At 44.4% G+C, this 14,032-nt stretch carries 11 protein-coding genes; 2 read left to right on the top strand and 9 right to left on the bottom strand.

Annotation, left to right across the window (positions count from 1 at the left end):
- Positions 1-28 precede the first annotated feature (28 nt).
- Positions 29-3,253: a SusC/RagA family TonB-linked outer membrane protein gene (locus tag Q0590_RS02375; RefSeq protein WP_302035871.1), complete on the bottom strand. Its 3,225-nt coding sequence runs from the start codon at positions 3,251-3,253 to the stop codon at positions 29-31.
- Between the two features lie 719 nt (positions 3,254-3,972).
- On the opposite strand from Q0590_RS02375, the gene Q0590_RS02370 reads away from it, so the two are divergent.
- A complete protein-coding gene (locus Q0590_RS02370; protein ID WP_302035870.1) occupies positions 3,973-5,208 on the top strand; it encodes an AGE family epimerase/isomerase in 1,236 nt (411 codons plus the stop codon).
- A gap of 64 nt (positions 5,209-5,272) precedes the next feature.
- A complete protein-coding gene (locus tag Q0590_RS02365; RefSeq protein ID WP_302035869.1) occupies positions 5,273-5,974 on the top strand; it encodes a GDSL-type esterase/lipase family protein in 702 nt (233 codons plus the stop codon).
- A gap of 117 nt (positions 5,975-6,091) precedes the next feature.
- On the opposite strand, the gene Q0590_RS02360 is transcribed toward Q0590_RS02365, so the two are convergent.
- The 8 genes from Q0590_RS02360 to Q0590_RS02325 all read right to left on the bottom strand — a co-directional run bounded on the left by Q0590_RS02360 (position 6,092) and on the right by Q0590_RS02325 (position 14,020).
- A complete protein-coding gene (locus Q0590_RS02360; RefSeq protein WP_302035868.1) occupies positions 6,092-7,438 on the bottom strand; it encodes a 3-oxoacid CoA-transferase in 1,347 nt (448 codons plus the stop codon).
- 165 nt (positions 7,439-7,603) lie between these two features.
- Entirely contained in the window at positions 7,604-8,809 is a 1,206-nt protein-coding gene (gene pcaF, locus Q0590_RS02355) for a 3-oxoadipyl-CoA thiolase (protein WP_302035867.1), read from the bottom strand.
- Between the two features lie 15 nt (positions 8,810-8,824).
- Positions 8,825-10,144 carry a class-II fumarase/aspartase family protein gene (locus Q0590_RS02350; protein WP_302035866.1) on the bottom strand — a complete coding sequence of 440 codons (1,320 nt, stop codon included), beginning with the start codon at positions 10,142-10,144 and terminating at the stop codon, positions 8,825-8,827.
- A gap of 3 nt (positions 10,145-10,147) precedes the next feature.
- Complete coding sequence (pcaG, locus tag Q0590_RS02345) at positions 10,148-10,732, bottom strand: protocatechuate 3,4-dioxygenase subunit alpha (RefSeq protein ID WP_302035865.1); 585 nt, start codon at positions 10,730-10,732, stop codon at positions 10,148-10,150.
- Positions 10,729-11,427 (bottom strand): protocatechuate 3,4-dioxygenase subunit beta, encoded by a 699-nt coding sequence (gene pcaH, locus Q0590_RS02340; RefSeq protein ID WP_302035864.1) that lies wholly within the window; start codon positions 11,425-11,427, stop codon positions 10,729-10,731. The genes pcaG and pcaH overlap by 4 nt, the downstream gene beginning before the upstream one ends.
- On the bottom strand, positions 11,414-11,812 hold the full coding sequence (gene pcaC / locus Q0590_RS02335; RefSeq protein WP_302035863.1) for a 4-carboxymuconolactone decarboxylase: 399 nt from the start codon (positions 11,810-11,812) through the stop codon (positions 11,414-11,416). The genes pcaH and pcaC overlap by 14 nt, the downstream gene beginning before the upstream one ends.
- Positions 11,813-12,047: 235 nt before the next feature.
- The gene (gene pcaD, locus Q0590_RS02330) at positions 12,048-12,839 is read right to left on the bottom strand and encodes a 3-oxoadipate enol-lactonase (RefSeq protein WP_302035862.1); all 792 of its coding nucleotides are present in this window, start codon (positions 12,837-12,839) and stop codon (positions 12,048-12,050) included.
- A gap of 2 nt (positions 12,840-12,841) precedes the next feature.
- Positions 12,842-14,020: a 4-hydroxybenzoate 3-monooxygenase gene (locus Q0590_RS02325; protein WP_302035861.1), complete on the bottom strand. Its 1,179-nt coding sequence runs from the start codon at positions 14,018-14,020 to the stop codon at positions 12,842-12,844.
- Positions 14,021-14,032: the final 12 nt, after the last annotated feature.

Below are 14,032 nucleotides of genomic sequence, written 5' to 3'. Positions count from 1 at the left end.
TAGCGTTTCATTGGTTCAACTTAATTAATTAAAATCCTACACTTAAGTTAAAGCCGTAACTACGGGTACGGGGCATAGCAAAATAATCTAAGCCCTGACCGTTGCCGCTGGAATAACTTGATTCCGGATCGATGTTGTCCGTGTTTTTCCACAAGATGGATAAGTTACGTCCTACAAAGGATAAGCGTAAGTTAGAGAACGGAGTTTTGTTTAGCATCGTATTTGGGAAGGTATATCCGAATGTAAGCTGGCGCAGTTTCAGGAAAGAAGCATCGTACACAAACATATCTTGTCTTCTTTCACCTGTCTGGTTCCAGTAGTTGCGGGCCTCCTGTGGGGTAAGGGTTTTGGTAAACGGTTCATACACCGGATTACCGCTGCCATCGGTTCCATTCTGAATAACGCCATTTACAGTAATGGCATCATAGCCTTCGCGTCCCTGTAATGTTTGTTTATGCAACCCCCACTGAGTCAGACGTACATTGGTACCAGAATAGATATCACCCCCCAATTTAAAGTCAATTAAGAAATCGAAGTGGAAATTTTTATAATTGAATGAATTATTGATACCGCCTGTCCAGTCTGGTAAACCATTTCCAATTACCTGCATTTTTTCTGCTTGAACCGGCGCACCGTTGGCCTCAAACACAGGTTGACCATCTGGAGAAGTTTTTTGCACAAACCCGGTGAGCACACCAAAAGGCTGACCTACAATGTGTTTCACGAACACTGTTCTGGTACGAGGTTCTTCAACAATCAGTTCGTCATTTCCTTCGATCAACTGGATTACCTTGTTCCGGTTTCTGGCTAGGTTTAATGATACATCCCAGGTTAAGGCACCTCTCAGTGGTGTAGCAGATAATAAAACTTCTACCCCTTTATTGGTTAATTCACCTACGTTTACCAGGGTAGATCCAAATCCGGAAGCTCTGGAAATAGTAGCGTTCAGGATGTCATCGGTTGTTTTCTGGCTATAGTAGGTAAATTCCACACCTAATCTGTCTTCCAGGAAGCGGAGGTCTGTACCAATCTCAAATTCTGTAGAGGTATAGGGAAGCAAGTTGCGGTTAGGAATCGTTCCGCCGTTGCCTGTGGCTGTGGAGAAAGAACCCATGGGAACACCCAGGTGTGTAGCACCCAAAAGGGAATAGGTATTTACTGTTTGATAAGGTTGCACAGAAACACTACCTACCTGTGCCCAGCTGGCTCTTATCTTGCCAAAACTCAACCAGGTTGGCAAGGCATTAAACGCCTCTGTAAATACAAAGCTACCCCCAATGGAAGGATAAGTAATATCGTTGATATCCGGATTGAGTACGGAGAACCAGTCTTTTCTGGCAGTTGCTGTTAAATAGATAAAGCCGCCATAGCTCACTTCAGCAGAGCCAAATAAGGAGTTAATACCAGACTGGTTGGTTCCAAAATCCCAGGTACGGGTTACTGTGTTGTTGATGAACTGCTCAAACGGAACATTGAATGCATTTCCGTTCAGGTTAAGCCGCTCACTTTTCCGGCGCATCCGGTTGGCACCAATAAAGGCGTTTACACCAAACTTGCCGAAAGTTTTATCAAACCCGGCGGTTGCTTCCAGGTTAATTTCCCGGACTCTGTCTTCGCCTTCATTCATTGAGCCGCCACGGGTGTGTCCGGTTCCCTGAGGAGTTATGGTTTGATCTCTTCTGGTAAACCAGTCCATACCGGCTCTGGCAGAAACGTATAAGAAATCCGTAACATTATACCGTAACTGGGCCGAAGGAATAACCCGGTCCCGCTCATCATCTACAGAATACTGATACGCTGCCCAGTAAGGATTTTGCAGCCAGTTATTGTTTGCCTGCTGAAATTCTTCCCCTACGGATTTTCCCCATATTCTGAGCAGGTTAGGGTCTGTTCCGGCAGGGATGCCACCCAGCTTATTAGGATCACCTTTATAATCCAGTACATTGTGGTTCCCAGGCATGCGGTAGATAGACTGGAAAGCATTGTTAGGAGAGTCGGACAGGGAAGGGCGGTTATCTGCTTTTTCGTGGGAGTACAATACTTTCGCATTAAATAATACTCTATTGCCAAATTTACCATTGGTAGCTAACGATACGTTGAACCGGTCGAAACCAGAGTTGGGCACAACGGCTTTGCTTCTCAGATCGGACACCGCAAAACGGAACGTCTGATTTTCACCTCCACCAGTTAAGGCAAGTGTATTAGTCCAGGTGCTGCCAGTTTCATAGAAACGGTCCCAATTATCACCAGTATGAGAATAGGGTCTGCTTACTCCATCAAAATGCATAACCGGTGCACCATCGTACCGGGGGCCCCAGGAATCGCCACCCCAATCGTAGGCTTGTTGAATAGTAGTTGGCCTTACGGCTGTGAAAGGGGATGTGGGATCGTTAGGATTTGACCGTTGATAATTACCACTGCCAAATTCTTTTTGCAGGTCGGTCTGGTCATTAATCCGTTCAAATACGTAGTTGGAATTAAATTCTACACCAATTCCTTTTCTGGCAGAACCTTTTTTAGTAGTAATATTAATTACGCCGTTGGCAGCTCTGGCACCATACAGTGCGGCGGCACTGGCACCTTTCAATACCGTGATAGACTCAATATCATCTGGGTTGATACTAGCCATCCCATCGCCCCGGTCGGCACCACCCCATACCCCTGCCTGGCCGAAGTTAGAGTTATCCATCGGGATACCATCAATTACATAGAGTGGCTGATTGTTTCCCTGAAGCGATTTGTTTCCCCGGATAACAACCCGGGAGGAACCTGCCGGTCCGGAAGCTACACTGCTTACGTTAACCCCGGCTACTCTACCTGCCAGGGCATTGGCCAGGTTGTTTTCGCGGGCCTGCGTCAGGTTAGCGCCTGCCACTTCGGCAACGGTATAGCCTAATGCTTTCTTTTCACGTTCTACACCCAGTGCCGTTACTACTACTTCAGTCAATTGCCGGTCTTCTGCCTGCAAGGTTACGTTAATAGTACTTTGATTGCCCACCGTAATTTCCTGGTTAGCAAAACCTAAATAGCTGAATACTAACACATCGCCGCTATTGGCGCTGATAGAATATTCGCCATTGGCTCCAGTGGCTGTACCTTTCAGGCCTCCTTTAATAATTACGTTTACGCCAGGTAATGCCTGTTGCGTATTATCTACTACTTTACCTGTAATCGTTTGCTGGGCCCAGGCAAGCTGGCTGCAGCAAAGTAAAAGGAGGGTTAAAAAACTAAAATTGTATAAACATCTTTTCATAATTTGTGTTATTACTGTTTAAGTTGATCTGTTGAAAGCTTCAATGAGTGCCTAAAACGTTTACGGTGGTAAAGAATGCTTCAGTGTCATACAAAATTTACGTTGAATTAAGGTTAGCAATTAATTTATTGGAAACATCCGTTGCCCGTCTCTATCGTTAGAGAAGTACATGTATGTACAAGAAGAGGGTATAGCTCTCTTAATTTTATTGTTTCTAAAAATCAGATCCGCCTGATTACGCCTGGATCTGTTAACAGTAGCTGGTGAAGTATTGGAAATGAAAATTCTGGTTCTTAGTAGGCCCGGCAAACGCTTCTTATATATCCTGTTCTGTAAGCTCTTCTAGTAATTTTACTAAGCTCTGTTATCTAAGAAAATCAACATACAATTTAGCCCTAAATGAATTAAATCCAAATTAAGTACTAATTTTTCTTTATATAAGAAATTTTTATAAATATCTGTAATAAATAATCGGTGTGTACCTATACATCTTTCAGGTAGCCTTTCCCAGATGTGTTGCCTACCTATAAGTACTCCCTATAAAATAGGCTACAGTATTTTTAGCAGTCTTTCTTAAACACCCAAAGAAGACTAGACTCAAGTTCTGCCTGCTTACTAATGGTTGGGGCGAAATCAAAATCTATACACAACATAGAGTGAAAGAATACCTATTTTTAAGATATTCCTAGATAAAACTAATTTTTTAGATAGTTTACAGAATGATTCAATCGGCAACTACCAGTAAGCTACAAATATATAAGGCAGAGGCACAGGAAGAATTAGTCCGTATGTTGGATTTCTGGATGAAACATGCCCTGGATGAAAAGAACGGAGGGTTCGTCGGAAAAATGGACAGGCATCTTTCAATAGATAAAAAGGCACCCAAGGGAAGTGTGTTACATGCCAGGATTTTATGGACTTTTTCGGCTGCTTTCCGGCATACAAATAATCCGGCATACCTGGAAATAGCTCACCGGGCCTATACGTATCTGCTGAAGCGTTTCTATGACACGGAATATGGAGGCATTTACTGGGCTGTGGATACAAAAGGCAAACCCTTACACACCCGCAAGCAGAGTTATGCCTTAGCCTTTGCCATATACGGATTAAGTGAATATTACCGGGCTACCGCCAAACCAGAGGCTTTGCAAACCTGCCAGGTTCTTTTTTACTGGCTAGAAAAATACAGCTTTGATCCGGCGTTTGGGGGCTACTTTGATGCCCTCAGCCGGGAGGGAGAGCTCTTGGAAGATCTGCGGCTCAGTGAGAAAGACCGCAACGATCCTAAAACCCTGAACACCCATTTGCCTATGCTGGAGGCTTACGCTAATCTTTACCGCATATGGCCAGATAAACAAGTAGCCCAACAGCTGGAAGCTCTACTGGAAACGTTTCTGCACCATATTGTTGACACCCATACTGGCCACATGCAGTTATTTTTTACCGCTGACTGGACAGCTACTACCCGCCTGGTATCGCATGGCCATGATATTGAAACGTCCTGGGTATTGCAACAAGCCGCTGAAGTATTAGGTAACGAAGAACTCATTGAAAAAACAAAAGCTACAGCCGTAGCCATGGCCCGTATTACAGCCAAAGCTATTCAGCCGGATGGCAGCTTGTATCATACCTACGATGAAGAAACCGGGCTTTCCGATACACACCGCGTATGGTGGGTGAGTGCAGAAGCCATGGTGGGATTTATGAATGCCTATCAGCTCACCGAAGAAGAGCATTTTCTGGATAACTCCTGGGATGCCTGGCAGTTTGCCAAAAAATATCTCCTGGATAAAGAGAAAGGCGAGTGGCTATGGGGGGTGGATAATACATATACAGTTATAGAGACAGAAGACAAAATTAGTTTCTGGAAAAGTCCTCACCCCAGTGCCCGGATGTGTATAGAAATTGTTAACCGATGCCAGCGTGTTTTAGCAGAAGCACAATACAGAAGTTAGAAACGGAATACCTTGTTTAACAAAATCCACTGATAGAAGTAGCTTGATTAGCCGTAAAAGTATTATGAATAAAAAAGTTGTACCCATTCTTTTTTTCTGTTTGTTCTTATCGCCGTTTATGTTAAACGCACAGCTAGCCGTAACTAACCAGCGCTTATACGATACCATTCCCAATATGCCTGCCCATTATGAGAAGCGGGTGGCTTTGTTTGAGAAAGAACCAGTGAAAACTGGCAGAATTATTTTTCTGGGCAACAGCATTACGGAAGGAGGGAAGTGGGCGCAGCTAACTGGAGATACTACGATTATTAACCGGGGAATTAGTGGGGATATAACTTTTGGCGTGTTACGGCGGCTGGATGATATCACCAAGCGGCAACCTGCAAAACTATTTATTCTGATAGGCATTAACGATATAGGGATGGATATTCCGGATGACGTAATTGCCGATAACTACCGCAAAATTATACAGGCTGTACAGAAAAAGAGCCCCGCTACGAAGATCTATGTACAAAGCCTGTTGCCCCTGAACCCGGATGTGAAAAATTTTCCGCAGCATTACGACAAGCAGGAGCATGTATTGAAAGCTAATCAGCTTATAAAAAAGGTAGCGGCTGAAACCAAAGCCCAATTTATTGACATTTTTTCCTTGTTCCTGGATTCACAAAAACGCCTCGATGCCAGATACACCTATGATGGACTGCACTTGAACCAGGCAGGCTACGAACGATGGGCAAAACATCTTAAACAAAAGGGCTACCTGTAATACGTGGTTCAGCGAAGCAATCAGTATAGATAGTTTTCAAAAGGCATTATTGATGGCAGCAAAGGACTTTATATCCTGATTTAACTTTTACTAATCAGCAAATCCTCTGTAGGGACCTCAAAGGTTTACTCTAAAACTAGCTTCTGTTTTTGCTTTTACCTCTTCTAAGGTGGCGCCTGGCATTAGTTCTATAAGCGTTAATTGCTCATTTTCATAATTAAACACTGCCAGATCGGTAATCACTAAATTCACAGCTTTGATGGCAGTGAGGGGAAGTTTACAGGCAGGTACAATTTTACTGCTGCCATCCGGATTGGTATGGGTCATGGTAATGATGAGCTTTTTGGCACCAGAGGCCAGGTCCATGGCACCACCAACTCCCAGGAGTGGTTTTCCTGGTACAGCCCAGTTGGCTAGGTTAGCCTGTTCATCTACTTCCAGGCCGCCCATAATGGCTACATCCACATGCTTTCCCCGGATCATAGAGAAAGAATCGGTACTATCAAAATAACTGCTGCCTTTGAGAGCCGTTACCGGCACTTTACCTGCATTTACCGGATAATCCATGGCACTGCCATCTCCCGCTGGTTCTGGACCAACCCCCAGCATCCCGTTTTCTGTGTGTAAGATGATGCCATCTGAAGGCCCGATAAGATCAGCTACCAAGGTTGGGATACCAATTCCCAGATTAACCAGATCACCTTTTTTTAGTTCTTTAAAAGCTCTTCTAGCCATATTCATCCGCACCTCATCCACTTTCTTCTTGCTTGACTTAACCGATGCGGAAGTGCCCAGGTCTTCTAAGGTAGTATGTGCCTCTACCAGGTAATCTACGTAACAAGCCTGGGTATGAATATGCTCCGGAGCTATTTCACCGACTGGTACAATATGCTCTACTTCGGCTATTACCAGATCGGCCGCGGTAGCCATGGCTTTATTGAAGTTTTGCTCGGTCATGCGGTATTGCAGGTTGCCAGCGGTGTCGGCTTTCCAGGCACGGATAAAGGCTACATTGGCCCGTAAGCCTTTTTCAAAAACAAACTCTTTTCCATCAATTATTTTTGTTTCTTTGCCTTCCGCAATGACGGTTCCTACAGATGTAGGTGTATAAAAACCTCCGATACCAGACCCGCCAGCCCGGATCGCTTCTGCCAGGGTGCCTTGTGGTAATAATTCATATGCTACCTGTCCACTTTGAGCTGCTTTTACAGCATCCGGATTGCTGGTAAAAAAGGAACCTATCATCTTCCGGATTTGTCCGTTGAGCAAAAGTTTCCCACCGCCCAGGTTAGGCTCTCCCACGTTATTGCCAATAAAGGTGAGGTTTTTAGTGGCCGTTTTTGCCAGGGCATGTAGCAGGTGAACCGGGTTACCTGTCATACCGAAGCCACCGCCAAATAGGGTGTCGCCATCTTTCACTAGGGCCGCTGCTTGCTCAACACTGATAATAGGAACAGTTTTCATGTATTTGTTTAAATACTCAGAGTTAATTAGTTAATTGAATTATCCAGGCTCTTTAGCGTTGAGAGCGAATGTTTGACAGATGAACAAGGAATATCGGACAGAGAAGGATAAATTTCTTGTTTCTACATTCCTTGTTCAAAATTCGATATTTAAAAAGCTACTGTTTTACACTCTTTCTAAAATTATAGCATAGCCTTGTCCAACGCCTACACACATAGTAGCCAGGGCATATTTTTTATTTTGCTTTTTCAATTCCAATGCGGCACTATACGTAATTCTGGCTCCACTCATGCCTAGTGGGTGGCCGATAGCAATAGCCCCTCCATTCGGATTAATGCGTGGATCTTCACCTTTCAAACCAAGTGCACGAATGCAGGCCAGACTTTGAGCGGCAAATGCTTCATTGAGTTCAATAATATCCAGGTTATCCATCTTCAGATTCGCACGCTGTAAGGCTTTTTTACTGGCTTCTACTGGCCCAATGCCCATAATTCTGGGTTCTACACCTACCACAGCCGAACTCACAATTCTTGCTAGTGGCTTTAAATTATATTGCTTTAAGGCAACTTCTGAGGCAATTAAAATGGCAGCTGCGCCGTCATTCAAACCTGAAGCATTTCCGGCCGTTACGGTTCCTCCTTCTTTTTTGAAAGCAGGTTTTAACTTGGCCAATACTTCCAGAGTAGTAGCCGGTTTTACAAATTCGTCATAGTCAAAAACAGTAATCTCTCCCTTTTTAGCAGGTATTTCTACCGCCATGATCTCCTGCTTTAACCGTCCATTCTTTTGAGCTGCACTGGCTTTCATCTGAGATTGATACGCAAATGTATCCTGATCTTCCCGGCTAATCTTATATAGTTCTGCCAGGTTTTCAGCGGTTACGCCCATGGCATCTACGCCATACATTTTTTCCATTTGGGGATTAATAAACCGCCAGCCAAAACTGCTATCATACATCTGGCTATCGTTGCCAAAGGGTTTACTGGATTTGGATACTACATACGGGCCGCGGGTCATATGCTCTACGCCTCCGGCAATCAGCAGGTCGGCATCACCGACTTTGATGGCTCTACCGGCCTGTACAATGGCCGACATACCAGAGGAGCACAAGCGATTTACGGTTTCACCTGGTACGGTATAAGGCAATCCTGCTAAAAGCAACGCCATGCGGGCTACGTTCCGGTTATCTTCCCCAGACTGGTTCACACATCCCAGAATTACATCATCAATGGCTTCCCCAGGTACCGAGCTGTTTCTTTCCATCAAACAGTTGATTACCATGGATGCCAGATCATCGGCACGTACCGGAGACAAGCTTCCTCCAAAACTACCCACAGGGGTACGTATGCCATCTACTATATAGGCTTCCATTCGTTAATTGCTTTTTTATGTAGGTAAAACTTCTTTTATCCGGTTTATGGCAGTTGCCATCATCTCCCTGGAAGAACCAAAACAAGCCTCTGGTTGCAGGAGTTCTTGCCAGTTCATCTTTCTATCTGTTGCTACTTCTGTCAGTGCATCCGGCAGACTTTTATCCTTATTCACCAGCTCAATTGCCTTATTTACCAGACTGGAAGCTTCGGATTTGGGTAGTTGCCTGGAGAGGAAGGAAACCGCTTGTTCCGCATACACCAGTCCGTTCGTAAGATTGATGTTTTCCAGCATCCGTTCTTTGTTTATCTGCATATGAGTACTCACCGTGATCGCATGCTTCAAAGCGGTAGCTGTGTTGATTAGCATTTGCGGAATATTTCTCCATTCCAGCATCCAGGAAGTACCATCTCTTTCTCCTGCCTGTAACATACTCTGCATTTGAAGAGCCGATAGATTAGTAGTTGCTTTAGACAGGCCAACGAGAGCCTCACTAAGCACCGGATTGTTTTTATGAGGCATGGCACTGCTTTTTCCGCCTCCTTGTGCATTTTCAATTACTTCGCCTACTTCTGTTTGTGCCATCAGCAATACATCTTCGCCCATTTTTCCAAGCGTTGCACTTACCAACGTTAACCAGTTGGTGAATTCAGTAAAAGAATCCCGCTGGGTGTGCCATGGCAAAGAAACACCCAGGTGCAATTCGTTGGCTAAGGCTTCCAGTACCTGATATCCTTTGTGCTCCAAAGCTGCCAGTGAACCGCTTGCCCCACCCAGTTGAACTACCAGTAATCGTTTTTTCATCTCCTGCAATCTTTCTAAGTCCCGTACGAATGGCATAGCCCAGTTCACTACTTTTAACCCAAAAGGAATGGGAGTTGCTTGTTGCCATCTGGTACGGGCAATACACGGTATTTGGCCATCTCTCTCAACCAAGGTTAAGAGGTTGTAGAGTAACTTCCTAATGTGTCCTTCCAGAATAGAAACGGCTTCCTTGATCATTAGGACCTGTGCTGTATCGAGTACATCCTGAGAGGTGGCTCCCAGGTGCAGAAAATCCTTTGCCGCTGCTGGCAGTTGTTCTTTTAGGTTGGATAAAAAAGGAATGGTAGGAATGCCGTTTTTTAACGTTCCTTCCGCAAGGTCAGAGGGATTGATGGTAATTTGAGAAAGCTTTGCCTGGATTGCCTGTGCAGCCGAATGGGGAATGATGCCTACCTTGGCTTCTGCATTTGCCAGAGCCATTTCGAACGTGAGCATGTGCCGGATGAACTGCTCTTCAGAACAGGCTCTTTCCATTTCTTCATCCGATAAATAGGCTGCATACATACTCATAGGCTACACATCAAAAAATACGGTTTCCTTCTCTCCCTGCATGTAAATATTGAATTCATAAGCGGTGCATCCATCAGCTCTCCTGGATTTATTGGCAATTAATGTTTGCTGCCTAGAAGGATCTATACTTTTCAATACCGGATCAGTCGCATTGGCTTCTGCTTCATCAGAAAAATACAGCCGGGTATAGGCATGGACGAGTAGGCCGCGCATAAAAACAATTACATTGATATGAGGTGCTTGTCCATTTACGGAACCTGGTTTAATGGTTTGAAACTCAACTGTATTTTGAGGATGAGTACCAGTACCTAAGCGGCCAAAGCCATGAAAAAGACTACGGTCTTTCAAATACTTACCTTCCGAATTGGCCTGCCAGATTTCAATCATCGCATCCGGTATCAGCTTTCCTACTCCATCCCATACTTGGCCAGAAATAGTAATCCGCTCGCCTTTTACTTGCTCATTAACAATCAAATTGCCATTGCTTATGCTCGAATAATCGTACAGGTATTGCTCAGCTGTGAGCCCATAGGCAAAATAGGGGCCTACGGTTTGTGAAGGAGTCTGGAGATAGGTATGTGTGCTCATTTGCTTTCAAACGGGGTTTCAGAATTGCCTCTCAATACTATATCGAACTGATAACCTAAAGCGAAATCTTGTTCAGTAATGTCAAGATTAAATTTGGAGATCAGCAGGTGCCGGTACTTTTCTGGTACGCCTTGAAACACTGGATCATAGTCGAATAAGGGATCGCCGGGAAAATACATCTGGGTAACAAGCCGGGATGCAATCTGGTTGCCAAACAGCGAAAAGTGAATATGATTGGGCCGCCAGGCTTTCGGATGGTTTCCCCAGGGATAGGCTCCCGGTTTAATGGTGTAAAACTTATAATTTCCATCCCTATCTGTTAAACAACGGCCCGCACCCAAAAAGTTAGGGTCTAACGGAGCATTGTGCTGATCCACTTTGTGAATATATCTACCGGCTGCATTGGCCTGCCAGATTTCTACGAGTGTATTAGATATGGGTCTTCCTTGTTCATCCATTACCTTGCCTGCCACAATAATCCGTTCTCCTAAGGGTTCTCCATTTTTACGGGCATTCAGGGTAAGGTCATTGTCATAGGGCCGGATGACATCGTGGCCAAAGACAGGCCCAGTGAGTTCACTGAGTGTATGTTTCAGCGGAACCAAGGGTTTAGTAGGTGCCCGCAATCCGGTAGATTTATAGGCCGGATACAGATAAGGTGGCTGTACTTCCCAATCCCGTTTATTTTGTGTCATTCGTATTGGTATTATCCGTTTCAAAAAATACTTTTTTGGCAATTTTCATGGCATGATTGACAGCCGGAACCCCAGCATAGACTGCCGTATGCAGCAATACTTCTTTAATATCTTCTATAGAGGCACCGGTATTTTTAGAAGCATTCAGGTGTAATTCCAGTTCTCCTTCATGTTTCATTGCAGCCATTAACGCAATGGTGATCAGGCTTCGTTCCCGCTTGGTAAGACCCGGACGGCTCCAAACAGCTCCCCAGGCATTGTTCGTAATATATTCCTGGAAATCTTTATCAAAGTCCGTCTTGTTTGCTTCGGCTTTGTCAACATGGGTATCGCCTAACACTGCCCGGCGAGTTTGCATGCCTTTTTCGTATAAATCATTATTCATATGTATTCTTTCAATTGAAATAGATTCATTTGGCTTGGCTATGTATTCAAGTAGCAGACCTTATCTTTTTACTTTTATTTTGCTTGCCCAAAATAAAAGTAACAAAACAAAAGGTCAGCACCAACAGAGCCTATTTTACTCCCGGATAAGCTAATCCCACATACCTCCGGCTCACGCATAGGCAAAAATAGACCGCGCTGTTGCTGCACCGCCAGCCACACATACGTGATAACCGTTACTTACTGGGTCTATCAATAAAACTATATATCAACTTAACCAATGCTTGCGGATTATCCACACAAGGTATATGCCCGGAACCTTGAATGATTTCAAAACGGCTATCCTTGATTAGCTCCGACAGATTTCTGACTTCGTTGACAGTGGTTGATTTATCTTCTGATCCTACGATGCATAAGGTAGGGATTTTTATCTGGCTTGCTAGCTCTGTCAGGTCTGCATCCCGGATGGCTTCACAAGTTTTGATATAGCCCAAAGTCGTTGTCCGCTCCAGCATATTTTTGTAGCCGGTCACCTGAATTTTATTTTCCTTGCGGAAGCTTTCTGAAAACCACCGTTGCATTACGCCATCTGAAATTCTGGATAAACCTTCTTTTTCCACCGCTTTAATGCGGTCATTCCATATAGGCGCATTCCCGATTTTGTGCCGGGTATCACATAAGACCAGTTTTTCTATTTTTTCTGGTATCCTACTAGCCAGTACCTGGGCAATCATTCCGCCAACGGAAAGTCCAACGATAATGCACTTTTTAATTTTTAATTCTTCAATCAAAGTCTGTACATCATTGGCAAAATCAGCTAATCCATTTGTATCTGGCACTACATCAGATAAGCCATGCCCCCGTTTATCGAAGAGTAGAATATTTCCATACTCTTGTAAAGCTTCAGCCACGGCAGTCCATATCCGGTAATCGGTACCTAAGGAGTTGATAAATACAAAGGTGTGTTCTTTTCCTGTATTTTGCCATTGGTAATGAATGATGTGCCCGTTTATATCTATAAACTGCATGATTAAATCTCTTTTAGTCCTACATAATTTTCCGCAATTGTAGTGGCATAGGCCTTTGATAAGCGGATATAATCAAACTTTGCTTTTTGCAAATGGTATTCAAATGACCCTTGCTCGGCTTGTTTGTGAAAAAGGTACGTCATAAAATTGCTAAAATCCTGTGCCCGCCATATTCTCCGCAAGGCATTGGTTGAATAGGCTTTCAGCTTTTCCTCTTTTTTGTGTTGAAAAAAATCCACAAACGCCTCTGCCAGCCAGCGGATATCGGCTACAGCCAAGTTTAAGCCTTTACCGCCGGTAGGTGGAACAATATGTGCCGCATCGCCCGCCAGGTAGAGCCGGCCAAACTGCATATTGTCGATCATAAAGCTACGCATGGGGGTAATACCTTTCTCAAAGATTTCGCCGGTGTTGAGTACAAAACCCTCTGTATGTAACCGCTTGGCAAGTTCTTCCCATATCCTTTCATCTGGCCAGTTGTCGACAGCATCATTGTTTTCTACCTGCAAATACAAGCGGCTGACTGATTCCGACCGGAGGCTATGAAGGGCAAAGCCTCTTTCTGTATAGGAGTAGATTAATTCATCACTGGAAGGTTTGGCATGTGCCAATATTCCCAGCCAGCTAAAAGGGTATTCCTTTACAAATGTGGTATAACTGCTTTTGGGTAAAACTTTTCTTGAAATGCCATGAAAACCATCGCAGCCAGCTACAAAGGTAGAGGTAAGAGTATGTTGTAAGCCATTCTGGAAATAGGTAATAGCAGGCGAGTGGCTTTCTATTCCTTCTACCTGCGTAGCTTCTGATTCAAACTTTATTTCCAGTCCTCTGGAAAGACAGGCGGCAATTAAATCTTTTACTACCTCCTGCTGACCATAAATGGTAATGCACCGGCCGCCTGTCAATTCATCAAACGGAATCCGTTGACGTACGCTATCAAAACTGAAATACACTCCTTTATGTACTAAACCTTCGCGGTTCAGGCGGTCCGCTACACCCAGTTCATGAAACAAGTCAACCGTATTTTGCTCCAGCAACCCGGCTCGTACTCGGGATTCTACATAGGCACGGCTCCTGTTTTCCAGAATAGTGCACTCAATCCCTGCCCGGTGCAGCAATAGTGCTAAGGTGAGGCCTGCCGGTCCGGCTCCGATAATAGCTACTTGTGTAGATGCTGTCATAACATGCTTCCC

The sequence above is a fragment of the Rhodocytophaga aerolata genome (assembly GCF_030503435.1).
In the GTDB taxonomy this organism is placed as follows: domain Bacteria; phylum Bacteroidota; class Bacteroidia; order Cytophagales; family 172606-1; genus Rhodocytophaga; species Rhodocytophaga aerolata.
The sequence above is the reverse complement of the archived record's forward strand: the minus strand, read 5'-3'. Positions and strand labels throughout refer to the sequence as shown.

Excerpts from the sequence above, each read along its gene's own strand:
- Q0590_RS02375 (WP_302035871.1), bottom strand. The coding sequence starts at position 3,253 with ATGAAAAGATGTTTATACAATTTTAGTTTTTTAACCCTCCTTTTACTT.
- Q0590_RS02370 (WP_302035870.1), top strand. The coding sequence starts at position 3,973 with ATGATTCAATCGGCAACTACCAGTAAGCTACAAATATATAAGGCAGAG.
- Q0590_RS02365 (WP_302035869.1), top strand. The coding sequence starts at position 5,273 with ATGAATAAAAAAGTTGTACCCATTCTTTTTTTCTGTTTGTTCTTATCG.
- Q0590_RS02360 (WP_302035868.1), bottom strand. The coding sequence starts at position 7,438 with ATGAAAACTGTTCCTATTATCAGTGTTGAGCAAGCAGCGGCCCTAGTG.
- pcaF (WP_302035867.1), bottom strand. The coding sequence starts at position 8,809 with ATGGAAGCCTATATAGTAGATGGCATACGTACCCCTGTGGGTAGTTTT.
- Q0590_RS02350 (WP_302035866.1), bottom strand. The coding sequence starts at position 10,144 with ATGAGTATGTATGCAGCCTATTTATCGGATGAAGAAATGGAAAGAGCC.
- pcaG (WP_302035865.1), bottom strand. The coding sequence starts at position 10,732 with ATGAGCACACATACCTATCTCCAGACTCCTTCACAAACCGTAGGCCCC.
- pcaH (WP_302035864.1), bottom strand. The coding sequence starts at position 11,427 with ATGACACAAAATAAACGGGATTGGGAAGTACAGCCACCTTATCTGTAT.
- pcaC (WP_302035863.1), bottom strand. The coding sequence starts at position 11,812 with ATGAATAATGATTTATACGAAAAAGGCATGCAAACTCGCCGGGCAGTG.
- pcaD (WP_302035862.1), bottom strand. The coding sequence starts at position 12,839 with ATGCAGTTTATAGATATAAACGGGCACATCATTCATTACCAATGGCAA.
- Q0590_RS02325 (WP_302035861.1), bottom strand. The coding sequence starts at position 14,020 with ATGACAGCATCTACACAAGTAGCTATTATCGGAGCCGGACCGGCAGGC.